This window comes from Paenibacillus sp. FSL R10-2199 (assembly GCF_038000235.1).
Taxonomy (GTDB): Bacteria; Bacillota; Bacilli; order Paenibacillales; family Paenibacillaceae; genus Paenibacillus_AQ; species Paenibacillus_AQ phytohabitans.
In genome coordinates this window covers 1,561,137-1,585,656 of the sequence record NZ_JBBOBO010000001.1, presented here as the reverse complement: position 1 = coordinate 1,585,656, position 24,520 = coordinate 1,561,137, and the positions used below count along the sequence as shown (strand labels likewise).

The window sequence follows — 24,520 nt, the reverse complement described above, 5'->3', positions numbered from 1 at the left end:
TAAGTTATCGCGTAAGACATATAAATTCATATATTCCAAAAAAGGATGACCCTAATTGACCAGAGAACTGAATATGCTGCGTTACGGTCTCATTATCATTCCTGCAGTACTGTCTATCTATGTCTATGAGTACGCCGACTATGAACAGTTCACTCTTCATTTCCTCCTGCTGCTCCTGATCGCGACGCTTGGCACAAAACTGCCGCAGCCCTTCCCTCTGCTCACCGGGGGCATTGAGCTGATCTTCACAGCCTGGCTGTGTTACCAGTACAGCACATTGATGATTTTTCCGGCCCTGTCGGCGGTACTGTCCTACTCCTGGCTGCAGCGTAAGAATACGGCAATAGCCTTCTTCTGTATTCACCTGTTGCTGCTCAATGTTGCCTTCCGCGATGCTGCCCCGGCTGTGCAGGCGTTCACGAACCTTACCTTCCTGCTGGCCGCCGCACTGAATATACAGCTGATCCGGACTGGGCGCGGCCGCACAGATACCTTGTTTCTTTACGATGAGCTGCGCAAGAAGCATTTCGAGCTTGAGGAAGCACGCTCGCGCCTGCTCCAGTTCACCTCGCAGGTAGAGGTTGCCGCGCAAGCGGAGGAAAGAGTGCGGATCGCACGCCAGCTGCATGATGATATCGGACACCGGCTAATCCGGGTCAAAATGATGACCGAAGCCGCCATCCATACGCTGCCGGCTGCTCCCGAAACTGGCCTTGGCATGATGCATCAGGTCCGGGACCAGCTCTCGGCCAGTATGGAAGATATGCGGGCTGCGCTGAAGCGGATCAACTATACGCCGCAGCTTGAAGGTGCGTATGCGCTCGACCGGCTGCTGGAGGAGGTAGGCCGTGATACCGGTATTGCAACCTCCTATACTGTGCAAGGGATTCCCTATCCGCTCTACCCGAGCATTCAGGTCGTGCTCTACAAAAACGCCCGGGAAGCCATCACCAATGCGCTGCGGCACGGCAAGGCGGACTCTGTCTGGATTACCTTATCGTATAGGGATCACGAGATCATGATGGAGGCAGGAAATAACGGCCGGCTGCCCGAAGAAGACGCCCTGCATAAACTGCAAAGCGGCGGAGGTATGGGGCTAACCGGTATGACGGAACGCACCGTCCTGATCGGCGGGACCCTGGAGCTGCGGCCTGTGGCGCAGTTCACAGTCATTACCCGGTTGCCTGTGTACAGGCAAGGAGAGGATTTTCAGTAATAGTTACTGGCGGAGTCCCAATTACAGTGAGAAGGAGCTAAGCATAGGATGATTAAAGTATTGATCGTGGACGACGACTCTTTTATCCGTGAGAGCTTGAAGGTGCTGGTTGGGCTGGACCCCGAGATTGAGGTAGCCGGAACGGCAGGAGATGGCTTTGAAGCGCTCGCTTTGCTGGGGGCGCCAGGCGGCGGGGCTGATGTCGCACTCATGGATATCCGGATGCCGGGCTGCGGGGGCGTCGAAGGCACACGCCTGATCAAAGAAGCTTATCCGCACGTAGCCGTTCTGATGCTGACTACCTTCGACGATGATGAATATATCATTGAAGCACTGCGTAACGGAGCCAGCGGTTATCTGCTCAAGAACATTCCGCCGGACCGGATCATTCAGGGCATCAAGACTGTACATGAGGGCAACATGCTCATTCATCCGGATATCGCCCGCAAACTGGCCGGCTTCCTCCAGCCGCCTGTCCGTCAGGAAGCCGCCCATAGGCAGGCTCTGGAATCCTACGGGCTGACTAAAGCAGAGCTGACCATAGTGTCCTCGATTGCAGAGGGACTTACCAATAAAGAGATTGCCGGGAAGCTGTTCTTAAGCGAAGGCACAGTCAAAAACTATATTACCGATATCCTCAGCAAGCTTGGGCTGCGGGACCGGACACAGATCGCCATTCTCTATTTGAAGAGTCAGGGGATCGGGTAGGGGCTTGGGTAGGGGATCGTGGCGGCTCGGGTAGTACATGGGGAGCGGCACGGGGAGCAGCACGGTAGTACATGCGGGGCAGCGATTCCTCCTCAGGAGGGTAGTCTCGATTTCTGGAGACTTTAGGTTTTTCAGGTGGAGATAGAACGGGGACTTCTGTGGGACATTAAATTTGGCGTATACGAGATTGGAATGAACCATAGGTTGGCGGTTGGCCGGGTTTGGGTAACCGGGACATATTGTTGTACGTAATGCAGGAATTCTGCCGGATTGGCGGGTAAAATGTTGCATTGTTGTACTTTTTGCAGGATTTTCGCCGGATTGGCGGGTGCTGAGCGCATATTGTTGTATTTTTTGCAGGATTTCCACCAGATGAGCGGGTGGTGGGCGTATATTGTTGTATTTCATACAGGATTTCCATCGGATTGGCGGCTACTGAGCGTACATTGTTGTACTTTCTACAAGATTCTCGCTGGATTGGCGGGTTTGCGGGATGATGGTGTCTTCAAGTTGCATAATTAAGCAGGTATTCTCTCAACTTTCTCTAAAAAAGGCCAGTTCTCCCTGGATGATAATCAGGGAGAACTGGCCTTCACGGTTTCATTCAGTTATGCTGCCCCGTCAGACTCCGGCAGATTTCTGCTTAGCATCCGCAGAGGCGGACGGCTTCTTCCGGCCCCGCCGCCCGGGCGTATGCCCCCGCTGGCGGGTTCCCGTCTGCATCCCGATGATGCTGAAGATGCTGGACGGCTTGGCCTCTGCGGTCACGCTTCCGTCCGGCTCCGGCACCAGAATGATGCCGAGCTGATGGTGATCGCCATCGTAGATCGCGCGCTGGAGGTATTTGCTCTCGCCTTCGCGGTTCAGCACCTCCAGCTTGCAGAACGCCGAATTCATGCGCAGCGCCTCATGCAGCTGCGCCGCGCCGGTCAACAGGACCCCGTTGACCTTCAGCAGGACCTCGCCGGGCAGGATGCCCAGCTCCTGCCCGGGGCTGCCCGGCAGCACGGCCAGCACCTTGCGGCCGGCCGGGGGATGCACGAAGACGGGACTGATACTGCGCTCCTCCAGAGCGCTGTACCAGCTTAACCCTTCGTGCAGGAGCACTGCACTTAGCGCCGCGACCAGGGTCAGCGGGCTCCACCAGTCCGCAAGCAGGCTTAAGCCGAGCAGGACGATGCTGTATACCAGCAGCCGTCCTGAAGTGCGGGCCGCCTTGCGTCCGGGCAGCATGCCCTGGGTCATCTCGCTGAAGCCGATGATGACCGGCAGGGAGACCAGGCCCAGGCCCCCGCCCAGCAGCGGATGCCAGGGCAGTTCACCGATTCCCGCACCCGGGGGAATCAGCAGAAACAGCGGCAGCGGCCAGAAGGCCTGCAGCTGGTAGCCGCCGACCACCTTGCCGCGCTTGCCGGCCAGGAAGAGCGGGGTCGCCAGCCTGGCGCCCTGCCATCGCGCCAGCAGCGCTTCAGCCAGATGGAGCAGCGCGGCCAGCACCAGCAGCGCCGGGATATCCATCTCCCGCAGCGCCCCGGCAATCGTTCCCGCGGCTCCGCTCTGCAGCGTATCCGGAAAGAACGAAAGAACAAACTGTACAATTCCCAGCACACCTATAGAATACGCAAAGCATAAATAGCGCACACGAAAAAGCATTAATACCAGACTGACCACCCAGATGCAGGCTACAGCCGTATAGGACAAAGAGATACCCAAGGCTACAGCTGCTAAGGAAACAATAAGTCCCGCAACCCCGCCGGTCCACACCGTCCGCCATGTTTCCCGGCCCCAGCTGTGCAGCTTCACATGGATGAGCTTCCGCTCCAGCGCAACCTGCCTGCGGTAATAGAGTGCAATAAATATAAGAGCGATATAGTAATAAGGCTGAATCAGCAGATGAATGACCGCTGTACCCCAGCTAGCAAGCAGTTCCAACATCACATTCAAACCGTTCGTCACACTCCTTTTCGTCCGGGACTAGTGGAAATGTATTAGGTGTCCTCTAAAATGAGTCTATGTTATCGAAGCAGCAATACTCTGTATCGCCTTCAGCTTTTAGCGTACAACATAAACTTTCTTCTATTTGTAGAAAAAAAGAAGGCTGGAATCAGCCTTCTTACTTGTTCGACGCCGTAGCCTTGATTTCCTTCCGGATCTCTTCGATTCCCTTATTCCGCTGATTGTCTTTGGCCGGGTCCTGAATGACCTTGATCAGCGCCAGCTCCAGCGCTTCTGCGGTCTTGGCATCAATCACGCCTGTTGACTTCAGCTTAGCGGCGCTCTGGAATTTCTTGACCGCTTCCTTGGTTCCAGCATCGAAATATCCATCCTTGCGGCCCGGCTTATAGCCCAGACCATCCAGCATCGTCTGTGCGCTTTTGACATCCGTGCTGTTCATATTATATTGCAGCGTTACACTCTTATTAATCGGCGCCACCGAGAAGTAATCCGGCTGGGCGACCGCAATATCCGGCTTGATGCCCTTGCCGTGAATCCAGGTGCCGTCTGGTGTCAGCCACTTGGCAATCGTAATCTTCAGCAGACTGCCGTCACCCAGCTGCTCTTCGAAGCTGGTCTGGACAGTGCCTTTCCCGAACGAGTCCTCACCGATCAGCTTTGCACCCGCAGATTGCTGCAGTGCTCCTGCCATGATCTCCGAAGCGCTCGCGCTGCCTTTGTTCATCAGCACAACTACAGGATACTTTTTACTGGATCCCTTTGAGGTGCTGACCTCGCGCTGTTTGTTTTTGTCTTCGACCTGCACGATGGCTTTGCCGGCCGGTACAAACTGCTCTGCCATTTCGATAACGACCGGCAACACACCGCCGGGGTCATTGCGGACATCAATGACAAGTCCCTTCATGCCTTGCGTTTCCAGCTTGGTCAGCTCTTCCTCGAACCGCTTCCCAGTATTCTGTGAGAATTGCGTAACCTCGATCACTCCGATATTGTCCTTCTCCATCGTAGCGTAGACCGTTTCCAGTCTCACATCATCGCGGGTAATGACGAATTCGAGCGGCTCTGCTGTACCGGTACGCTGAATCTTCAGGGTTGCATCGCTTCCCTTGGGGCCGCGGATTTTGGCTACAGCATCATTAAGCTCCAGCCCCTCCAGCGATTCGCCATTCACGGAGAGGATTACATCCTTGGCCTGAATGCCGGCCTTCTCAGCCGGTGAACCTTTGATCGGCGAGACTACAACGACCTTGCCGTTATCCGAGGAGACTTCAGCACCGATGCCCGAGAACGAGCCTTCGATACTCTCCTCGAATCTCGCTGCCGTTTCCTTGCCCATATAGTTGGAATAAGGGTCGCCCAGTGCTTCCATCATACCGTTGACAGCGCCGTCGATCAGCTTCTCGCGGTCCACGGTCTCATAATAATTGCTCTCGATCAGGCTGAGGGCGGTACCTAGCTTCTTGGATTCCTTGTCTTGCAGTCCGGCTGTCTGCAGGACCGTCGCAATTCCCTCGCCTGCCGCTTGTCCGAATACATGCGCATAGCCGGTCACGCCCAGGGTCAGCAGGCTGCCGCACAGCAGCGCGGCGACGATCATAAAGGCCGCGGTACTCTTCTTTAACATGATGTTCCCACCGTCCCTTCTTGTCCATCTTATCACCCGCAAGGGTCCGTTCCATGAGAAACGGCATCTCTTCCAGTATATGCCGCTGAATCAAATTATATTTATTAGAGCTTAAATTTACAGATAAGGCATAGGATTAACCGTCTTGCCGTCGACCCGCACTTCGAAATGCAGATGCGGTCCGGTCACACGTCCGGTGGCACCGGATTCGGCAATCGTCTGTCCGCGCTCTACCCGTTCTCCCGGTTTCACTTTGATTCCGCCTTCGCGGATATGGCCGTACAGCGTCCATACCCCGCCGCCATGGTCAATGATTACACAATAGCCGTAGCCGCTCCACCATTCCGCCACCAGGACAGTACCGGAATCCGCGGCATGAATATTCGTGCCCTGCGGAACTGCAAAGTCTACGCCTGTATGCATTTTGCCGACTTCACCCGTAACCGGATGCGTCCGGACACCATAAGGCGAAGAGACACGCGCCGAGCCTACCGGCAGCAGGAACGGCCCGTCACCGCCGGCATATTCCTCTACGCTGGCAATGGAGCTTCCGCTGCTCGCAGACTTGGCGGCCTTGGCCGCTTTGGCAGCAGCTGCTGCCGCCCGGCGTGCCGCTTCAGCTTTGGCGGCCGCTGCCCGGCGGGCAGCTTCCTCAGCCTTAAGCTTGTCCTTCTGCTCCTCCAGGGCAGAGCGGTTGCTGGCCAGCTGCACCAGCTTGGCATTCTGCTCTTCGGAGATCACCTCAGCCTCTTGAATCTCTTCATCGTAGTAAGCGATTAGCTCCTGCTTCTCCGCTTCCTTCTCCTTCAGCACACTGCGCTGGGACTCCAGATCGGTGTACAGCTGCTTAGCCTGGGCGTATTGGCCCTCCAGCTCCTGCTTCTTCGCGATGACCGTCTGCTTGTCCAGCTTATGCTGCACCAGCAGATCCTGATCCTGATCCACGATCATCTTCAGGGAATCGGCCCGGTCGAGGAAATCCGAGAAGCTGGTGGAAGACAGCAGCACATCCAGATAAGAGACTGCACCATCCGTGTACATTAGGCGGACACGCGATTCCAGCAGTTTTTCGCGGGAAGCCACACGTGCCTCTGCATCGTCCAGTTCAGTTGCCGTCACATTAAGCGACTCCTCCGTACTGGCGATTTTACCGGAAATGGTCGTCATCTCGCCCTTCACCTGGTCAATCTGGTCCAGCACATACTGGAGATTCAGCGTCGTCTTATTCTTATAGTGCTGCGCTTCCTGATTGCGGGATGCCGCCTTCTCCTGCGCCGCTTTGGCCGCCTGGACCTCCTGCTGCAGCTGCTTCAGCTGCTTGTCAATCTCGGCAACACTTGTTTTCTTGGCATATCCGTCAGAGGGCCCGAACATTGTGACAGCCAGCAACATTACGGCTATTCCGGCGACAATCTTCTTCAACTCGCACTCCCCGTCCTTTGTTCAAATGTGAATTTTATTTATGCTATACCTTCAAGAACTTGCGGATCGATACGGTACTTCCCCACACACCAATCAATACTCCGAGGCCAACCAGCAGTCCGCACAGCAGCAGCCAGATATCTTGAAATGGGATCAGCTGCAGCCCCAGCATCGGATCTCCCTGCACCGAAGAGACCAGACTGCTATAGCCCACATACAGCGCACCCGAAGTAACCAGCGAGCCGATCAGCCCGATGAGTGCTCCTTCAATAAAGAACGGCCAGCGGATAAAATAATTCGTTGCCCCTACGAGCTTCATGATGCCGATTTCCTTGCGGCGGGCGAGAATCGTTACGCGGATGGTGTTCGAGATCAGGAACATGGACATCAGCGCCAGACCTGCCACAAAAATAAACCCGATGTTGCGCACAGCCTTAGTTACTTTAAACAAGGTCTCCACCGAGCCTTTGCCATAATTCACTTTGTAGATCGGCTGCTCTTCATGGGTCTTGTTCAGCGCTTCTATCTTCTCAGCTACAAACGGAACAGTTGTCGGCTCGATCACCTCTACGAGCAGCTTGTCCGGCAGCGGATTATTATCTTCATCGAAGCCTTCCAGGAGCTCGGCGGCATCCGGCCCCATATCTTCACGGAATTCCTTCAGACCCTGTTCTTTGGAGACGAACTCCACCTTGCTGACTTCCGGCATACTGCCGATTTCGTTTTCCAGCTTCTCCCGCATTTTCTGGTCCGTATTCAGCGTCAGATGCACGTTGATCTGCACCTGGCTGTCTGCCTTGTCCGCTACTTCATTGACATTGAGCACCAGCAATATAAACACTCCGAGCACGAAGAGAGAGACAACGATGGACGTGATGGAGGCCACTGACATCCAGCCGTTGCGGAATACGTTTTTGAAGCCTTCCCGCACATGCCGCAAGAAGGTTTTAAAACTCATAACCGTAATCCCCTCTCAATTGGTCTCTGACAATCGTCCCGTTCTCAATAGCCAGCACCCGTTTGCGCATTTTGTTGACAATATCCCTGTTGTGGGTAGCCATTACGATCGTTGTTCCGCGAAAATTAATCTCATCCAGCAGCTGCATAATGCCCCAGGAGGTCTCCGGGTCCAGGTTGCCTGTAGGCTCGTCCGCAATAATGACGGAAGGATTGTTGACAATGGCTCTGGCAATGGCGATCCGCTGCTGCTCTCCCCCTGAGAGCTGTGAGGGCTCACGTCCCGCTTTGCTGCGCAGTCCCACCAGATCGAGCACTTCATTCACACGTTTCTTGATAACCTTCTTCGGCGCCTCGATAACCTCCATGGCAAAAGCAACATTCTCATAAGCCGTCATCTTCGGCAGCAGGCGGAAATCCTGAAACACCACGCCGATGTTGCGGCGGACATAAGGAATCTTGCGGGGCTTAAGCTTGCCGATATTGAACCCGCCTACTGAGATCTGTCCTTTGGTCGGTGTTTCTTCTCTATAAATTAATTTCATGAACGTTGATTTACCTGCGCCGGACGGTCCGACGACATACACGAACTCATTACGGTCGATCTTGACAGATATCCCCTGGAGCGCATGGGTTCCGTTAGGATAGGTCTTCCATACATCCTGCATCTCGATCATCTTTTCACTTCCCGATTCTGACATATTCCGCCGGGCCTTGTCCACCGGGCACCAAACTGCGGAAGCTTCCATAAACTGCATTATTATCGCAGGCGTATCTATTGTAACAAATCCCTAACCCCTTGAGTACCCGAAAGTTTTACCGAATCCTTACATATACATAAAAATATCAGGTTTACTCCAGCTCCAGCTCTTATATATATCGGCATTCCCAGGCGTTCCTTAACACTTGTGTCCATGGCCCGCGCCGCTTCCGGCGCAAATCCGCCCCTACAGAAGGAGATTGCTTATGAAAAAAGTACACGCTGCCCTCATCGCGGGTTTCGGCCTGATTCTGGCCGGCTCGCTGGTTGCCGGAGGGTTTCATTTATATGGCACCCAGACCACCCTGCCCAAGGGAACTGCCATTGCCGGCTGGGATATCAGCGGCCGGGACATCACCGAGGTGACGGCCGCGCTGGAGGCAAGACTTCAGGCGCTGGAAGCTACGCCGCTCACCCTGAAGGCCAAGGGGGATACCGGGCTGAGTGTCTCACTGCAGCAGGCAGGGGTAACCTATGAAGCCCAGGAATTCCGGCGCGCCCTGAAGACACTGACGGACGGTCCGCTAATGGACCGGGTACAGGCCCGGTACAATTGGAACGGGAACTGGAATATCGGAACTCATCTGGAGATTTCGCAGCTCATGAACAGCCTAAGTCCGGCCTGGGAAAAAGAATCCTTCGGCGTTCCTGTCGACGCGGTGCGGCAGATTACCAGTGATGACCGTGTCGTCTATACTCCCGGGACCACCTCCTTCGAGGTAGACTGGCATGCGCTGGAGCTTGCCCTGCAGGCGGCCGTACCAACCCGGCTTGCCGGCAACGGGGCACTGGAGGGTAAACGTATTTTGCTGGAGGTGCCCTTAACGGTCAAGCAGCCGAATGTCACACTGCAGGCGCTCAAGGATCAAGGCATCGAGCGCAAAATCACCCAGTTCAGCACCTCACTCGGGGCCAGCGGACCCGGGCGCAGCTTCAATGTGGAGGCTGCCGCCAAAGCAGTCAACGGGACCATACTGCCGCCTGGCGCTATTTTCGATTACGGAAAAGCGATCCAGAAGGCCCAGGCGGAATATGGCTTCCGCGAGGCCCCGGTGATTGTAAACGGCAAGCTGCAGCCCGGCACGGGCGGGGGAATCTGCCAGGTCTCCAGCACCCTGTATAATGCCGCGCTGCGCTCCGGGCTTGAGATCGTTGAACGGCGCAACCATTCTCTTCCGGTCAGCTACCTGCCCAAGGGCCAGGATGCCACTTTTGCCGAGGGCTATATTAACTTCCGCTTCCGCAACAATACCGGCAAATATCTGATTATCAAATCCATAGTCCAGGGGCGCACGCTGACTGTCAAGCTGTTCGGTACTTTTCCGAGAAACGTTACTTATTCCGTAGAATCCCGCACTGTTGAGGTACTTCCTCCCACCGACAAGTATGTGAGCGATGCCTCGCTCCCCCGGGGCGGAACAAGGGTACTGCAGGCCGGCAAAACCGGCTATGTAGTAGAGACTTACATTACCCGCTATGTGGACGGCAAAGCCATGGAGAAAAACAAGCTCTCCCGTGATGTCTACTACGCCCAGAAACGCGTCATTGCCATCAACCGCGGCGGCATGAGCAAATCTGCCCAGCCGGAATCCCCGGGCAGACAGCTGGTGGAGGACGGAGTAAAGGGCCAATAAGCTGCTGCAAGTAAAAACGGCTGTGCCCTCCTTGTAAAAGGGAGGCACAGCCGTTCGTGCGTAACATTAGGCGGAAACTCAAACTGTAGTCCAAGCATGCTTTTTAATAAATAATGGCATCCTTTACATAGGGCTTACCCGGGAAGCCATTATAATTTACGATTGCGCGCTACAGTTGAAGTAGACCTCTTCAGAAAGGATGAATTCTTATGACTACAGCATCAATAACCAATCTGTCTGCGATCCTCCGCCAGGCTCCGGCTGTGCTGCCATCCCTTACCTGCCGCGAAGCCCTGAGGGTATTGTTCCAGCATCCGGAGTCCAAATGCATCGTCGTCCGCAGCAGCAGCAATGAACCCGTGGGACTGATTATGTGCGAACGCTTCTTCCTCAAGGCTACAGGCCGGATGGGTATGGACAGATTCTACCATGAACCTGTATCCCAGCTGATGAACCGCAAACCTCTGGTGGCTGACATCTCCACCCCGGCTGAAACACTCTGGGCCGAAGCCATGCAGCGTCCCGAACCGATGAGAAACGACTGTATTATCGTGACCGATCAAGGCCGGATTGCCGGTATTCTTCATCCTGCGGAGCTGCTGCACTGAGTGCAGTTCTCCATCCCCTCTAGAAAAGAGTATCCGGCGACATGTCGATTCTCCAGTAGCCGCTTACCTTCTTCAGCTTCACCGTTACGGTTTCGGTAACTCCATCTGAACCCTCACCTGGCACAGTCAGCTCAAACACTGCAGCTTGTGCCGTTTTTGAGATCATCCGGGCTGTTGCCTTCGTATAATCCAGTGTATTGCCTAAGTCCGCATGGACCTGGGCCATTCTTCCGTTATATTCCAGAAACTGTGTCTGTACATAGAAAGCTGCAGCATTATGCGTGTACGCTTTCTTAATATAGTTCATCAGCTGCTGCTTCGTGCCAAGGTCACTGGACAGATAACGGTATTCAAGCGTTTTGTAGGTGAATAGCTCCGGCTTGTATTCATTGCCTCCCCGGCTTGCGTACGTATACAGTGCTTTGGCATGGACAACCAACGGAATCACACTCCGTACCGTAAGGTTATTAATTGTAGCGGGGCCTTCTTTGCCTGGTGCAGATACCGCTACTGTTCTTACTCCCTCTATTCCCACCGCTGGCGAAGCCGCGAGTGCTCCGCTTCCCGCAGAAACCAGACCCAGTGATAGTGCTAATGAACCGATCAACATTTTTTTGTTCATCCTGAATGCCTCCTTGTAATCCTGTTTTATAAATTGAAGAACTATTTCTCTTCAACTGCTGCGATAAGTACTATATAACTTACGATAGCCCGTAAGCTAAAATACCCAATACTACCCCATGTGTAAACGGTTAAACCCCAAAACAGCATAAAAAAGCTCCGCCCTCCTGTTTATAGGGGCCAGAGCTGGAATAAATGGAACTATATAGGGCAAAAAGCACTACCTATGCTTGCCTAAGCTCAGGGCTGCTGCTCTTGATCCAGAGCCGCAACTTGTGCCGAAGTTTCTAGGGGTTCTGACGACTTCTCATAGTAGGCCGTAAAAGTAATATTGGCTGAAATAATGTTGCCGGAATCGCTGGAGTGCTGGAAACTGAATGCGTCCACATTAATAATGCGGGGCAGAAGCTGTAGTGCAGTCATCCAGCTTCGCACATTAGTATAAGTTCCTTCCACCAAGGCCGTCATCTTCAGGGCCTTCACGGTAGGGAACACTGCTTCGGAGGAACCGGTCATAACCTGAATGGGATTTGTATCATCCAGCGTGAACCCGATATCTTTCAGTCTGGCATTGGTCATTGTTCCAATGGCTCGCAGATCGAGAATAAGCTGCTCGCTGTCGTCACCGCGCGGAAGCTGGGCCAGAAGTGCATCCTGAGTATCGTCATTCACCGATGAACGGTTCAGCTCTTCTATTTTATTCTCCATGAGGCTGTTTTGCTGCTCCAGCTGCGACATCTCTGATTCCTGCTCCGCAATCCTGCTGTTTGTAGGCTGGAACCCCAGAAGGAAGAACGCGAACAACAGCAGGAACAGGACAAGAACCCCCAGCACAATAGGCGAGCGGTATTTATTGATTTGTTCCATTTTCATCCGCCTCCCCCGGGTTAGCTGCATCAGCATCCTGCTGCGTGCTTTTCGCCAAATTCACATGATATATTGCCGTGTAGAATCTCGTTAGAGTCGCTGGAGATTGCGTACTTCCGGACGGATCTCCTTCAGACAGCTTCTGAATACTCACGTCAACCGTGAAGGACATTTTGCGCAGTTCAGCGAGATATTCGGAAGCATCCTCCATTCTGAGCATCTTGACGGTCAGATCAATGGAGCTGAGGTATGTGTAACCAATATTGCTAAGCGAAGCCCCGTGCGGCAGCCCGGAAGCCAGCTCATTTAATACAGAAACAATATTCAGCTTGTACTTCAGGATCTCTTCAACGGCCGCTTTACGGTCCAGCTTGCCTGAACCGCCGTTATTAGCTTTGGCCAGCTCCAATTGAAGCAATGCGCTCCGGTCCTGCAGACCCTGGATCTGCTCCGACTGATCGTTAATCTGCCCCTTATTCGCTGCATAAAAGATCCCGGTGCCCACTATGCCCAGCAGCCAGATTCCGACCAGTGCAATGGCCAAATAGGGAAATAACATGGCCTCACGATCTTCTCGGGGCAAGAGATTAATATGCTGTGCACCCGAACCCAGTGCAGCTCCGGTTGCAATCCGGTAGCTATTCAATTGCAGGTTCTGGCTTCTAGCCGCACTGGTCTCCAACTGATCCAGACTTACCGGGATAATCTCCTGTTCGGATAAAGACTGGCTAAGCTCCTCATGCAACTGGCTGCGGATGCCTGAAGTCCCAGTAATCAGTACATTGCTGATACGGGTACTGCCATCGTGCAAGCTGTATTGGTAGAAGTTCAGCATCCGCGAGATTTCAGCTGTAATCTCCAGCATCTGTTCAGGTGACAGATGTTCTTCCACACTCTCATGCGTAGCGGCGGCCTCCGACCTGTATTTGATCTCTTCCTGCATAGGTGGAGCTACCGGCTCTGCTCTGCCCGCTTGCAGATCGGCAACATTAATCGTACGGATAAAGACTGGATTGCCTTCACGGAACATATAGATATCCAGCAGTGACTGCTCCAGATGGATCAGCATCGTTTCTGCAAAGGCTTCGCCCTGATTCAGCATGATGCTTCTTGCTAACGCCGTAGCGGAAATCTCGACACTGCCCACCCGTAAACCTGCCGCTTCCAGGACATCGATATAATCCTGAATCGGCTTGCGTGGCGCGGCAAATACCAGCAGATGGCTCTGATTTTCATCCACGCTTGTTGTAACGTAATCATACACCGGATTTTCAAAAGGCAGATGCAGACCCGTTTCTACCTCCAGCTTCACAAGCTGCTCCAGCTGTTTTTCATTAGTGCTGGGAATACTCATTTTACGGATAATGATTTGAGCAGGTGGAATAGCCAGGGACACCTTCGAACCGCGAAGGCCTTGTTTTTTAACCCAGGGCTTAAGGATATCCAGCAGCGACTCACCGTCAGCAATCTGATTCTCGACAATCATGCCCGGATGCAGCGGAAGGACTTTCTTCTTGCGGAATTCCCATGTTTTATTCTTCTTCAAGCTGACGCAGCGTATGGCGGATTCCTCAATGGAAATCCCGACCGCTTGTTGACCTAATCTCAGCATCCGATGATGTTCCTCCTAACCGATAAACGAAAGATATGCGCCGATGATGTCCGGGCCGAACAGATATGAGAGCAGTGAACCCAGAGCCAGGAAAGGTCCAAACGGGATTGGCTGTTTGCGCTGGACAATGCCTAGCAGCTGCATAATTCCTCCGATGGCGGCGCCCAGCGCACAAGCCAACAGAAACGCCACAATGACATTTGGCCAGCCGATGATCCAGCCCAGCAGTGCAAACAGCTTGACGTCGCCCATTCCCATTCCCCCAAACAGGGCCAGCAGAAGGAGAACGCCTCCACCACTTAAAGCGCCAAGCAAATGATACCATAGCGGGACTTCCGCCATGAAAGGAACCAGTACCAGAAATACCGGCGCAAAGAATAACAGCACTTTGTCAGGAATCAGCATATATCTCAGATCAGAGACTGTAATAATGACCGCCAGGCTGACCAGCAGCATCCCTGTAATTCCCTCAAGCGTGAGGCCGAATTTCAGATACATCACCAGAAATAATAGTCCAGTTGCGGCTTCTCCAAATAGATACATTGGTGACACCCTAGTTCCGCAATGCCGGCACTTCCCCCGCGATAACAGATAGCTGAGAACCGGGATCAGATCCAGTGGCGTAAGCCGCGTCCCGCACTTGGGACATTGCGATGGCGGATTCAGTAAAGACTCTCCTGCCGGTATCCGTAGTCCTACTACGTTATAGAAAGAACCGAGCGTGAGGCCTAGTAGAGTTATATAGATTGCGATAAAAATAGTCATGATGGGTTAGTGTCCCTTTCGGGGATTTTAAAAAAGGAATCGGAATGGTTCCGATTCCTTTGAGAAGTCATATTTAAATTAATCTTTTTCAGCCTTAAGAACCTCTTCGGCAGAAAAATTCACGGCAGTCCCACTTGTTGGTGTCAAAGTAACTGCCACGCCACTTACATCAACTAATTTACCATCTGTATCAAATTGAACCGTCACACCAGAAAGTTCTATTTTTGTGCTTGGAAGATACACCGGATCATCCAAGAAACCTTCCCCCTGAAGATTATCTAATGTAAGATCAGCCAAAGTAGTACTATTATATGCTCCACCTTTTTCGCTGACCATGTATAAACGAGCAGCATTATATACTTGAGAAGCCGTAGTAAGATTGGAGTCATCCTTTGCATTATTTATTACATTCCCAATCAACGGAATCGCAATAACCGCAATTATCCCCAAAATAACGATAACCGCCAGTAACTCAATCAGCGTAAACCCTTTCTGATTCTCTTCCTTGCTGAGTCTTCTCTTAATTGCCTGTGCCAACATTTCGTTTCCCCCTTGATAATAGTAGTGTGTGATGTTCCGACAGAAACCTTATCCTATGTTGCTACCTTCCTGCTGTATTGCTCTTGGTATAGAAGCAGTTCTCTCCATCGTCCAGCACCTGCGGAAGCAGCTTCAGCTTCCGCTCCGCCTTTCCGGCGTCACCCCTCTCAATAATTGCAAGGAACCGTAAGGTTCACATATTACTGTACAGACTGAACATCGGCAGCATGATAGCTGCTACGATCACCCCGACTACTCCCGCCAGGAAGGCAATCAATAGTGGTTCTAATAGAGATTTTAGACGGTCAACTGTATTCTCTACATCCATCTCGTAGAAGTCAGCGACCTTGGATAACATCGTATCCAGCGCTCCGGTCTCTTCACCAATGGCAATCATCTGTGTAACCAGCGGTGGGAATACCCATGCCTTCTTCAGCGGCTCAGAGAGCGGATTTCCCTGTCTAAGGGAATCACTTGCACTGCGGATATAACGCCCGATTACCTTATTGCCTGCCACTTCCTCTACAATAGCCAGGGATTGGAGGATGGGCACCGAGCTGGCGTAGAGGGAAGAGAATGTCCGGGTAAACTGCGCAATCGAGCCCTTCTGATTCAACTTGCCAAAGACCGGAATCTTCAGCTTGGCGTAATCAAGTGCATAGGCACCTTTTTCGGTACGTTTAGTTATTTGATAGGCAACTACTAAGAGAAGTACCCCCAGAATCCAGAAATACCATTGCCCCTGAATACTTTTGCTGAGTGCCAGTACCATCTTGGTAATCGCCGGAAGCTCGGCATCAAAAGACTCAAACATGGTGACAAACTGCGGCACAATTGCCCATAACAGGTAAATCACTGCTCCTATTGCCATCACCCCAACAGTAATCGGGTAAGTCAGCGCAGATTTTATCTTCTCGGTTGTTGTATGCTGCTTCTCAAAAAATATTGCCAGCCGCTCCAGCGTTCCTTCCATATTCCCGGATTCCTCACCGGCGCGAATCATGCTGACAAACAGCGGTGGAAAGATCCGCTTGTGATCCTGAACTGCCTGCGAGAATGAAACCCCTCGCAGCAAGCTGGAACCAACATCTTGAAGCGCCTTACGCAGCGGTTTGCTGTCCGTCTGCTCTGCCAGGATACGCGTAGCATCTACAATGGACACTCCGGCACGCATAAGTGTCGCGAACTGGCGGCAGTAAATAATAAAGTGAATAGTTTTAACCGGATTGCCTATATAAATATCCATTTGCAGAATGGAAGTTTTACGTTCCACCAGCGAGAACACCGTCAGACCGCGTTTGCGGAGCTCATCCATGGCTGCCGGCTTATCCGTAGCGGTAAGCTTGCCTTTGATCGGCCTGCCCGCCGCTGTTTTGACCTGATATTCGAATAATGCCATCAGCCATTCACCTCACTCATATACGCTTTGGCCGCCGCAGGATGTACAAGCCCTCCCGCAAGATATTCACGGATGTTCATCTCCAGTGTGTGCATACCCAGCGCCTTGCTTGTCTGCATGACATTCTTCAGTTGATGCGTCTTCTCCGTCCGGATCAGGTTGGCAACAGCCGGCGTATTCACCAGAATCTCTGTTGCACATAATCGCCCGCGGCCCGAAGCTCTCGGGAATAAGCGCTGGCTGACTACAGCCAGCATAACCGAAGCCAGCTGGGAACGAATCTGATTCTGCTGATGGCCTGGAAAGGCGTCGATAATCCGGTCAATCGTCTGCGGCGCATCGGTCGTATGTAGAGTTGCTAATACTAAGTGTCCAGTCTCAGCAGCAGTAACGGCTGCCGAGATCGTCTCCAAATCACGCATTTCCCCCACCAGAATGACATCCGGATCCTGCCGCAATGCTGCCCGGAGACCGCTGGCGAAGCTGTTTGTGTCACTCCCCACTTCTCTTTGATCCACCAGACATTTGCCATGGCTGTGCAAGAATTCTATAGGATCCTCAAGGGTCACGATATGCTTGCTCTCGGACTGGTTGATGGAATGAATCATCGCCGCCAGCGTTGATGATTTACCGCTGCCCGTAGGACCTGTCACCAGGATAAGACCTTGCGGTTTCTTTGCCAGAGATGCCAGAATCGGAGGCATGGATAGCTGCTCCAGCGACGGAATCTCAGCGGGAATAGACCGGGCTGCGATGCTTACTCCGCTCCGCTGACGGTACACATTTACTCTGTAACGCACTCCATTATCAAGCGGGTAGGAGAAATCAATCTCACCGGTCTCATTAAAAATACTGTTATGCCGCTCCTCCATAAGCACCTCTGCCATTGCCAGCGATTCCCCGGCTGTGACCTGTTCCCCTTCAACCGGATACAGGGTTCCATCAATGCGTATTACCGGCGCTGAACCTACAGAGATATGCAAGTCGGAAGCCTTGGAGGTATAGGCCATATGAAGCAGTTGTATAATGTCTCTCGTGAATGTCGGCACTGGCTATCCTCCTCAACGTTTTGTCAGCTTAATTAAGACTTGTTTACTGCGATACCGTTTCCCGCAGAACCTCTTGGAGCGTCGTGGTTCCCTGTGTAACCTTGAGGAAGCCATCCTCCATTAGCTGCACAAGCCCGCGTTCGCGCGCGGCAGCTTTCAGTTCATCGACGGATGCCAGATCCGTAATCAATTGCCGCATATGGTCATCGATAGTTAACACCTCGTGAATGGCAATACGTCCACGGTAACCTGTAGTGCTACAACTGCCGCAGCCCCGTCCGCGATGGAGACTGTCTGTTGGCAGACTATATTTTCGCAGCATGATCGCTTCCTGCTCAGACGGCTTGTACTTTTCTTTGCAGTCCGGGCAGATTTTACGCACCAGCCGCTGGGCTACTACCCCAATCAGGGAAGATGCAATCAGATAAGGCTCAACGCCCATATCTCTAAGGCGCGATATAGTACTGATAGCATCATTGGTATGGAGCGTCGACAGGACAAGATGACCGGTTAACGATGCTCTGACTGCAATTTCTGCCGTCTCGGTATCTCGAATCTCCCCTACCATTACGATATTAGGGTCCTGCCGGAGAATCGAACGCAACCCTGCTGCGAAGGTAAGGCCAACAGCAGCATTCACATGCACTTGATTGACTCCTTCGAGCTGATACTCTACCGGATCTTCAACCGTTATAATATTTGTGCTCTCCACATTTAATTGGTTCAACGCAGAGTACAAGGTTGTCGTTTTGCCGCTCCCTGTTGGGCCAGTAATCAACAAAATCCCGTATGGTCTGGCAATCATTTCTCTAAAAACAGCAGCATTCGACTCACTGAAGCCAAGACTGTCCACTGATTTCACGCCTGTGCTGAGATCCAGCAGCCGGAGTACAATTTTCTCCCCGTGCATGGTCGGCAGTGAAGATACGCGGATATCAACCATTTTGTAATCGAATTGCATCTTGATACGCCCGTCCTGCGGAAGCCTGCGCTCCGCAATGTTCAGCTTCGCCATGATCTTCAGTCTGGCTGTAATAAAGCCCTGCATCTGTTTGGGAATTACACGTTCCGTACGCAGCGTGCCGTCAATCCGGTAACGGATAGAAAGGTTATTCTCACCCGGGTCTACATGGATATCGGATGCCCGCAAGGCCACTGCCTGCTGAATCATCTGATTGACCAGCCGGACTATAGGCGAATCTTCATCGGTAATCTCCGTCTCTTCAATTTCTTCCTGGGTGGGCAGTTCAACCATCATCTGGCTCATAGAATCACGCATGCCGTAATGCCGGGCAATCGCCCGCTGCAGCTCATCCCGGGTGGAAATCGCAGGTTCGATTCTGAACCCTGTACTCATCCGCAAATCCTCAATGGCGAAATAGTCCAACGGATCAGCCATAGCCACCATCAGCTTGCCGCCTTCCTTCATGAACGGGAGCACCTGATATCGTTTGGCCATACTCTCCGGAATAATCTGCGTAATGGCCGGGTCAATCTGATATTTGAACAAGCTTACATGAGGTATGCCAAGCTGGAATTCCAATACTTCAATTAGCTGCTGCTCGGTAATATAACCCTGCGAGATCAGCAGATCACCAAGCTTGCGTTTGGTTTTGCGCTGTTCGGCTAGAGCCTCGGTCAACTGCTCCTGCGAGATAATGCCGTTATCTACCAGCAAGTCTCCCAGTCTTTTTTTTATGATTGGCAAAGTTACTCATCTCCAGCTCTCACCCGTTTAATTTTTCTTACTGGTTAGAAACTTACATAATTTAGCAATAAAAGGATCCAAAGCTGCTAACCTTCTGGAAACTCATACCGATTTCGTATATGTAGTCCTTTGCGTGTTACAGAAATCATTTTCCCGGAATTTCAATGGTTTTCTAGTTCTAATTACTTAAATTTGAGGTAAATTTTTCATATATTATGATTGCCTATAGAGGTAAATTGTCCTAGAATGATATATAGCATATAACCGTTATTTTTACAATTAGGATTTCCAATACTTGGTCAATTTTAGCGAAAGTTTCGATAAATCTACCAATCGATTATTAATATCTTTACGGGGGAGATGCTAGATGAAATCATTCCGGCGGAGAACATGGTTTCTAGTTTCAGGGGGTACATTTGCGGCTATATTAATTGCTTTGTTTGTCCATTCTTTTGTTCTTTCAGTCAATGCAGTAGTAGACAGTTCGTATACCATCCGTATTCTTGAGATCACTGATCCAACCAGCACTGCAAGCTTGGCACTGGATGCCAATGATAAATACCCCAAGAGTGAACTCGATGGTCTTCAGGGATTAGCCAACGTCAAGATTGATACAATGACTATGAAGCGCTTCGTATCCCTGCGTGATGACTGGGATGGTAAATACGATGCTGTCTATATCGGTAAAGGGGCATTCAACAAAAAGAAAGTTAACAGCACGGGGTCCTCTACCCCTGATGAGCGTATTGCAGCTCATAAGACCACTTCTGTCGAAAACGACATTACCAAACTCAAAGCTAAAGAGATCACCGATTACTACATTAGTAAAGGCTTGAATGTTATTCTTCGTGAAGAAACCTTTACCCAGCAAAATACCAAAGACACACAAGGTGTCCTGTATGAAACATTTAATCCTTACCGCACTGCAACTCGCACCAATATTACTTTTCTGAAGGACAAGGCTGCACTCGACACTTTTACAACTGAGGTAAAGGCTGGTAACTGGTCTAAAATGGGGACTCTTAAACAGAGGCCCAGATTGACCCTTACCAGCAAGCCCGCTAATTACAGCGAGAATCCTACTGAGGTGTTTGAATCCGGAGATAAACTGGACTTCTCCATCAGGCTTGATAATATCCCAGACTTAACTCAAGTTCGGATCAAATTATATATTAATGTGGATTCTTCTTTGCCTGTCACAGAAGACAATGTAGTTGTCAGTAAAGAAATCACCTCACCCTCAGATACTTTAAGCTATACTCTTCCCTCTACCTTCTCAGGGCCGCTGTATTGGAGGATTGAAATCAGCACACTGAGTGGACTTAAAGACTTTGACACAGGAAATATCCTCTATAAGGGCGTTAAGCCGGAGATTAAGGTTCTACAGATTATGCCTGCCGGCAAGACAGAAAGTGATTTGCTAAGCACCACTAACAAAAACATGAAAGCAGCTTACTTAAATAATCCCGACTACTATAAACTGATAATCACACCGCACGATATGACCTGGTTTAATAATTACATCGCCGAAAATGCTAGTACCACTGATAAAACCTCAGGACTGAACGGGAACTTTGATATGGTCGTGTTCGGTTTCCTAGACATGTATGACAGGGCTACCACACCGATGTTGTCCAAAGCATCAGCCGATGCAGTCAAAGCCTTCGCTGAAGAAACAAAGCAAAGCCTGATGCTGACGCATGATACCATTTTCCGGGAGGTTGATTATATCACGAGTACTACGGAGCTTGATCCTTATCCGGAAAGTACAACAAACGGAGTCAAGAACTATAACTACTGGAGTTCTTATTTCCACGATATGGTAGGACAGACGCTGCCCCGGACATATCTGGGCGGCAATGCTGTAAATACTTCTACTAAAGTTGTTCCGGTCAACCAAGGACTTTTGACCCAGTACCCATTCAATCTAACCAAAGCAGGTAATGATTCGGGCAGATACACTGTTGCCACTACTCATGACCAGTTCTTTCCGCTGAATCTCGAGCGTGCAGATGTAATTCCCTGGTACAACATATCAGGTTCAGAGCGGGATACAGATGATAGCTACAATCATTTCTATACTTATTCTGTCGGTAATATTACCTTCTCCGGTACGGGACATACAAGTAAAGGCTTCCCGGATTGGGAACAGATGTTGTTCGTCAATACCATGTACCGTGCGTTCACCGGCGCCAATCACGCTCCGAAGATTAATATTTATACACCGCAGGACAAGAGTACCAAGCCTTCATATCAGGATAAGCTCACTGTAAGTTATGCGGCTACTGACCTTGATCTCAAGGACAAGGATCTCTTAACGTCCATTAACATAAGTAAGCTAATTGACAAAGAAAAGGGCACCTACGTATCGGTAGATACCATGAAGGAGACGACGGTCAAATCAGGTGCAACATTTTCTCATACCTTCAATAACCCGTTACATGAGGATGGCACGCTGAAGATTGAGATTACTGCCAAAGACAAACAAGGAGCTCTTGCAACCGAGACTATCACCATTGATGTACAGAAGGTAGAATCTAATTTGACTATCAGCCGTTCCTTATCTCCCAAAACAGTGGAGAAAGGTGAGCCATCAATTATTACGTATAATGTGAAACCTAACAGCATCCCAGCCAGCGCTGTGGAGCAAGGAGATCAAGGTGTTCAGAATCTGGAGATCTCAGATATCCAGTATTCCGAGGTATTCCCATCAAAGTTAGAATTCAGCAATTTATCGTCTCTAGGCCTTACTCAGAGCGGCACCCCCGCATCAGGCTACACACTTACCAAGAATCTTGGTAAACTCACGTATCATTTGTCAGCAGATGGTCTGACTTATGTACCTGATTTAGCTGAAGGTATCACCTTCACCGTCAAGGCAGTACCTACTGAGAAAGTTGCTCATTACCAGTTGGATAACTCTATTTTGAGCTTTGAGGATTTGCATTCAATGCAGACTGCTGCAACTACTCCGGTTCTAACAGATTCTACTAAAATTTATAACACGATAAATAGTATTAGCAATGAATTTGTTGCCTTTATTCTGGGTGATACCAGTATTAATAGTGCCCAAACAAATGGTCGGATGGCTGTCGGCGGCAATGCACAATTCTCTAGCTATAGACTAAACAGACCAAATGGCGTAGGAAGTAATGCGTTGATTGTTGGTGGAAATTTCATATTTGATTCATCAAACGGTGCTTCAATCACAGGCGATGTAGTTTACGGCGGAACTTCCCAAGTAAGCCAGAACAATACTGCTACCAAAGTAACTCCTGGAAAAATAATAAATTTCAATGAAACTGGGGAATATCTACAACTCCAATCAAAAACTCTGGCCTCACTAGCTTCCAATGGCAGTGTTGATAATCTTAGTTTTGTTGGTTCGCATTCAGACTTAAATATATTCGATGTAAAACCTGGCAGTTCCAACGATGTGCTCTTAAATAATGTAAAAATTAATGCACCGCAAAACTCGACGGTAATTATTAACGTCTATGGCGAAAACATCTCAATTCGCGGCGGTTTTGACTTAACCAATATCCAAAATAATCATATTGTTTTAAATTTCCCGGAAGCAAAAATACTAAGCATTAGAGATGTAGCAGTGAAAGCTACTATTCTTGCCCCATTAGCCAATGTACAATTTGATAGCGGGAATATATATGGCACTCTTATCGCGAAGGAGCTCCACACTAACAATGGAGGTACTCTCAATTCCGGATTATTCGATGGTACATTGCCACCAGTCGTAGTAGCCACACCTACACCAATACCAGCACCGGTGCTGCCAAGAGTAACAATGAAATTTGACACTCTAAGCTTTGATTCCATTGTCAAAGTAATGTGCGTCACTTTGGTTCCAGCGAGAATCAGTATTAACACCAGCCTGAACATGGACCCTCTCGCTACTTATCTTCCGGTCGATATCAATAAAGAAACTACAACCTTCAAATGGGAATCTCTTAATCCGGGGATTGCAACAATCTCCGACACTGGTATAGTCAGGGGGATTGCTGAAGGAACAGCCGAGATTAAGCTTACAGTAACAGATATCAGCGGCAAAACAGTGACGGATAGTGCTGATGTTGAAGTAATGACACCAGAACTCAATATCAGTGGCCCCAAAACGGTGCTGATAAACACTTCCGCCGAATACGTAGCCAGTTATAATACTGCAAATGATAACGTTAAAGAATATAAGTGGAGTATTAAAGAAGGAGACGATAATGCAGCAGGAGCTAAGCTCAGCGAGGATGCAAGCGGCACGCTTAAGGATCATGCTACATTAGCAGCTGATAAATCCGGCGAGGTTACCCTAATGGTAGTCGCCATAACTGATGCTTATCCAGACGGAACAGCTCCGAAGGAGTATAAGGTAACCTTCACTAATACCGTTCGTGAGATTGCCATTTGGGGACCAAACTCAGTACATGTTGATGAGAAGATTGAATTAACCATTAAGGTAGAACTGCCAGAGGATGCGGACCCTGCCGATTACAAATGGGAACTGTTAGACAAAGGCGGTGAATATGTAGAAAAGATTGACAAACCAAACACTAGCATTATTGAACTTAAAGGTCTAAAGATCACGGCTACTGACCATCCGGTGGTTATCAAAGCTTCCTTAATCGGAGCGCCGGCTGACCATCCGGTCGAAGCTATATGGAACGTCACTGTGGGCAGCGGATTAACTGATCTTTCCCTGCCAGATACATTGAGTATCAAATTAGGTACTGAACATGACCTGTTCAGAAATGATCTTGGTGTGTTCCCTACAACTATGACCATTAAGGATGTAGAAGGGAAGCTGTTATGGAGCACTAGTGATCCAGCTGTGGTAAAGCTCACCGGGGAAGGAGTCATAACAGGTAAAACTAAAGGCACTGCCCAAATCACCGTTACTTCTAAAGAGAATTCCAGTATTACGGATACCATTCAGGTCACTGTAACCAATGAAGACCGCTATTAGATAAACGCAAACAAAGAGAAACGGATGCACTCCCTCCGGGAACGGCATCCGTTTCTCTTTGTTTACAAAACTGTTTGTGTATAACCCTGATGAATCAATTGT

Annotated in this window: 18 protein-coding genes; 5 read left to right on the top strand and 13 right to left on the bottom strand. The window is 50.5% G+C overall.

Features of this window, described 5'->3' with window-relative positions; translation table 11 throughout:
• Positions 1–55 precede the first annotated feature (55 nt).
• Together NYE33_RS06940 and NYE33_RS06935 are read left to right on the top strand one after the other, a co-directional pair.
• Positions 56–1,216: a sensor histidine kinase gene (locus NYE33_RS06940; protein WP_341065249.1), complete on the top strand. Its 1,161-nt coding sequence runs from the start codon at positions 56–58 to the stop codon at positions 1,214–1,216.
• Between the two features lie 48 nt (positions 1,217–1,264).
• Positions 1,265–1,924 (top strand): response regulator transcription factor, encoded by a 660-nt coding sequence (locus NYE33_RS06935; RefSeq protein ID WP_042140200.1) that lies wholly within the window; start codon positions 1,265–1,267, stop codon positions 1,922–1,924.
• Between the two features lie 621 nt (positions 1,925–2,545).
• On the opposite strand, the gene NYE33_RS06930 is transcribed toward NYE33_RS06935, so the two are convergent.
• The 5 genes from NYE33_RS06930 to ftsE form a co-directional block, all read right to left on the bottom strand.
• Positions 2,546–3,868 (bottom strand): PDZ domain-containing protein, encoded by a 1,323-nt coding sequence (locus NYE33_RS06930; RefSeq protein WP_442950219.1) that lies wholly within the window; start codon positions 3,866–3,868, stop codon positions 2,546–2,548.
• A 169-nt stretch (positions 3,869–4,037) separates the two neighbouring features.
• Positions 4,038–5,504 carry a S41 family peptidase gene (locus NYE33_RS06925; protein WP_076246471.1) on the bottom strand — a complete coding sequence of 489 codons (1,467 nt, stop codon included), beginning with the start codon at positions 5,502–5,504 and terminating at the stop codon, positions 4,038–4,040.
• A 117-nt stretch (positions 5,505–5,621) separates the two neighbouring features.
• Entirely contained in the window at positions 5,622–6,926 is a 1,305-nt protein-coding gene (locus NYE33_RS06920) for a murein hydrolase activator EnvC family protein (RefSeq protein WP_340948809.1), read from the bottom strand.
• Positions 6,927–6,969: 43 nt separating this feature from the next.
• On the bottom strand, positions 6,970–7,884 hold the full coding sequence (gene ftsX / locus NYE33_RS06915; protein WP_042140203.1) for a permease-like cell division protein FtsX: 915 nt from the start codon (positions 7,882–7,884) through the stop codon (positions 6,970–6,972).
• Complete coding sequence (gene ftsE / locus NYE33_RS06910) at positions 7,874–8,560, bottom strand: cell division ATP-binding protein FtsE (RefSeq protein WP_042140204.1); 687 nt, start codon at positions 8,558–8,560, stop codon at positions 7,874–7,876. The genes ftsX and ftsE overlap by 11 nt, the downstream gene beginning before the upstream one ends.
• A 289-nt stretch (positions 8,561–8,849) precedes the next feature.
• On the opposite strand from ftsE, the gene NYE33_RS06905 reads away from it, so the two are divergent.
• Both NYE33_RS06905 and NYE33_RS06900 read left to right on the top strand, forming a co-directional pair.
• On the top strand, positions 8,850–10,277 hold the full coding sequence (locus NYE33_RS06905) for a VanW family protein (RefSeq protein ID WP_341065247.1): 1,428 nt from the start codon (positions 8,850–8,852) through the stop codon (positions 10,275–10,277).
• 209 nt (positions 10,278–10,486) lie between these two features.
• Complete coding sequence (locus tag NYE33_RS06900; protein ID WP_341065244.1) at positions 10,487–10,885, top strand: CBS domain-containing protein; 399 nt, start codon at positions 10,487–10,489, stop codon at positions 10,883–10,885.
• A gap of 19 nt (positions 10,886–10,904) precedes the next feature.
• Here NYE33_RS06900 and NYE33_RS06895 read toward each other — a convergent pair whose 3' ends face one another.
• The 8 genes from NYE33_RS06895 to NYE33_RS06860 form a co-directional block, all read right to left on the bottom strand.
• Positions 10,905–11,507 (bottom strand): DL-endopeptidase inhibitor IseA family protein, encoded by a 603-nt coding sequence (locus NYE33_RS06895; RefSeq protein WP_341065241.1) that lies wholly within the window; start codon positions 11,505–11,507, stop codon positions 10,905–10,907.
• A gap of 239 nt (positions 11,508–11,746) precedes the next feature.
• The gene (gene gspM, locus NYE33_RS06890; RefSeq protein WP_340985098.1) at positions 11,747–12,373 is read right to left on the bottom strand and encodes a type II secretion system protein GspM; all 627 of its coding nucleotides are present in this window, start codon (positions 12,371–12,373) and stop codon (positions 11,747–11,749) included.
• A complete protein-coding gene (pilM, locus tag NYE33_RS06885; RefSeq protein WP_341065239.1) occupies positions 12,357–13,985 on the bottom strand; it encodes a pilus assembly protein PilM in 1,629 nt (542 codons plus the stop codon). The genes gspM and pilM overlap by 17 nt, the downstream gene beginning before the upstream one ends.
• Positions 13,986–14,000: 15 nt before the next feature.
• A complete protein-coding gene (locus NYE33_RS06880; protein ID WP_341065237.1) occupies positions 14,001–14,750 on the bottom strand; it encodes a prepilin peptidase in 750 nt (249 codons plus the stop codon).
• Positions 14,751–14,828: 78 nt separating this feature from the next.
• A complete protein-coding gene (locus NYE33_RS06875) occupies positions 14,829–15,290 on the bottom strand; it encodes a type II secretion system protein (RefSeq protein ID WP_341065235.1) in 462 nt (153 codons plus the stop codon).
• A gap of 193 nt (positions 15,291–15,483) precedes the next feature.
• The gene (locus NYE33_RS06870) at positions 15,484–16,689 is read right to left on the bottom strand and encodes a type II secretion system F family protein (protein ID WP_042140209.1); all 1,206 of its coding nucleotides are present in this window, start codon (positions 16,687–16,689) and stop codon (positions 15,484–15,486) included.
• Entirely contained in the window at positions 16,689–17,738 is a 1,050-nt protein-coding gene (locus NYE33_RS06865; protein ID WP_081970306.1) for a type IV pilus twitching motility protein PilT, read from the bottom strand. Before NYE33_RS06865 ends, NYE33_RS06870 begins: the two co-directional genes overlap by 1 nt.
• Before the next feature lie 43 nt (positions 17,739–17,781).
• A complete protein-coding gene (locus NYE33_RS06860) occupies positions 17,782–19,446 on the bottom strand; it encodes a GspE/PulE family protein (RefSeq protein WP_042140210.1) in 1,665 nt (554 codons plus the stop codon).
• Between the two features lie 367 nt (positions 19,447–19,813).
• On the opposite strand from NYE33_RS06860, the gene NYE33_RS06855 reads away from it, so the two are divergent.
• Positions 19,814–24,418, top strand: coding sequence for a DUF5057 domain-containing protein (locus NYE33_RS06855; RefSeq protein ID WP_341065231.1), 4,605 nt, complete (start codon positions 19,814–19,816; stop codon positions 24,416–24,418).
• The last annotated feature ends 102 nt before the right edge of the window (positions 24,419–24,520 follow it).

Excerpts from the sequence above, each read along its gene's own strand:
- NYE33_RS06935 (WP_042140200.1), top strand. The coding sequence starts at position 1,265 with ATGATTAAAGTATTGATCGTGGACGACGACTCTTTTATCCGTGAGAGC.
- NYE33_RS06925 (WP_076246471.1), bottom strand. The coding sequence starts at position 5,504 with ATGTTAAAGAAGAGTACCGCGGCCTTTATGATCGTCGCCGCGCTGCTG.
- ftsX (WP_042140203.1), bottom strand. The coding sequence starts at position 7,884 with ATGAGTTTTAAAACCTTCTTGCGGCATGTGCGGGAAGGCTTCAAAAAC.
- ftsE (WP_042140204.1), bottom strand. The coding sequence starts at position 8,560 with ATGATCGAGATGCAGGATGTATGGAAGACCTATCCTAACGGAACCCAT.
- NYE33_RS06905 (WP_341065247.1), top strand. The coding sequence starts at position 8,850 with ATGAAAAAAGTACACGCTGCCCTCATCGCGGGTTTCGGCCTGATTCTG.
- NYE33_RS06900 (WP_341065244.1), top strand. The coding sequence starts at position 10,487 with ATGACTACAGCATCAATAACCAATCTGTCTGCGATCCTCCGCCAGGCT.
- NYE33_RS06895 (WP_341065241.1), bottom strand. The coding sequence starts at position 11,507 with ATGAACAAAAAAATGTTGATCGGTTCATTAGCACTATCACTGGGTCTG.
- gspM (WP_340985098.1), bottom strand. The coding sequence starts at position 12,373 with ATGGAACAAATCAATAAATACCGCTCGCCTATTGTGCTGGGGGTTCTT.
- pilM (WP_341065239.1), bottom strand. The coding sequence starts at position 13,985 with ATGCTGAGATTAGGTCAACAAGCGGTCGGGATTTCCATTGAGGAATCC.
- NYE33_RS06880 (WP_341065237.1), bottom strand. The coding sequence starts at position 14,750 with ATGACTATTTTTATCGCAATCTATATAACTCTACTAGGCCTCACGCTC.
- NYE33_RS06875 (WP_341065235.1), bottom strand. The coding sequence starts at position 15,290 with ATGTTGGCACAGGCAATTAAGAGAAGACTCAGCAAGGAAGAGAATCAG.
- NYE33_RS06870 (WP_042140209.1), bottom strand. The coding sequence starts at position 16,689 with ATGGCATTATTCGAATATCAGGTCAAAACAGCGGCGGGCAGGCCGATC.
- NYE33_RS06855 (WP_341065231.1), top strand. The coding sequence starts at position 19,814 with ATGAAATCATTCCGGCGGAGAACATGGTTTCTAGTTTCAGGGGGTACA.